Raw genomic sequence first — 652 nt, forward strand, 5'->3', positions numbered from 1 at the left:
GCTGCCACGGCCGCTGGCGTGTACCAGTTGGCTCTGCACGCCCTGCTCCAGCAGCACGCGGCGCACAGTCTCGGCGCGTTGCTGCGACAGGGTCTGGTTGGGCTGGGCCTTGCCGATCGGGTCGGCGTGGCCGATCACTTCGATGCCACTGATGCGCCCTGGCTGCTGTTGGATTTCCTGCACCACCTGGCCCAGTTGGCTGCGGCCTTCGGCGGTCAGGTCGTTGTAGCCACCCTTGCCGAACTGGAACAGCACGTCGCTGCGCAGGCTCAGCTTGGTTTCGGTCTGGCACGGCACCACGGAGGGCGCGCGGCTGATGACGTGGACTTGCCGGCGCAGGCCTTGCAGGCTCTGCTGGGCGTCCTTGCCGGTGTGCACGATGGGGGTGCTCTGGTGCGGCATCACCGGGGCTTCCAGTACGTAGGTCTGGCCACCGGAGAGTTTGGCGAAGCTCGCCGGGTTGCGTTTGCCGACGTACAGCGGTGCGTCACCGATGTAGGACTCCAGCGCGTGCTCGCCCGCCGGGGTGCAGAACACGGTGTAGCCGCCGGGCATCAGGGCGCTTTGCAGGTGGCCGTCGATGTAGACGTGGGCGGCTTCCTTGCCGGCATCCTGGCCGCGGTACATGACGATCTGGGCTTGTTCGGGAACA

At 67.2% G+C, this 652-nt stretch carries 1 protein-coding gene; it reads right to left on the reverse strand.

Annotation, left to right across the window (positions count from 1 at the left end; all coding sequences use genetic code 11):
• On the reverse strand, positions 1–652 hold a 652-nt coding region (locus N5C91_RS31845; RefSeq protein ID WP_279834526.1), incomplete at both ends, for an OmpA family protein.

The organism is Pseudomonas sp. GD03903, assembly GCF_029840045.1.
In the GTDB taxonomy this organism is placed as follows: Bacteria; Pseudomonadota; Gammaproteobacteria; order Pseudomonadales; family Pseudomonadaceae; genus Pseudomonas; species Pseudomonas pseudonitroreducens.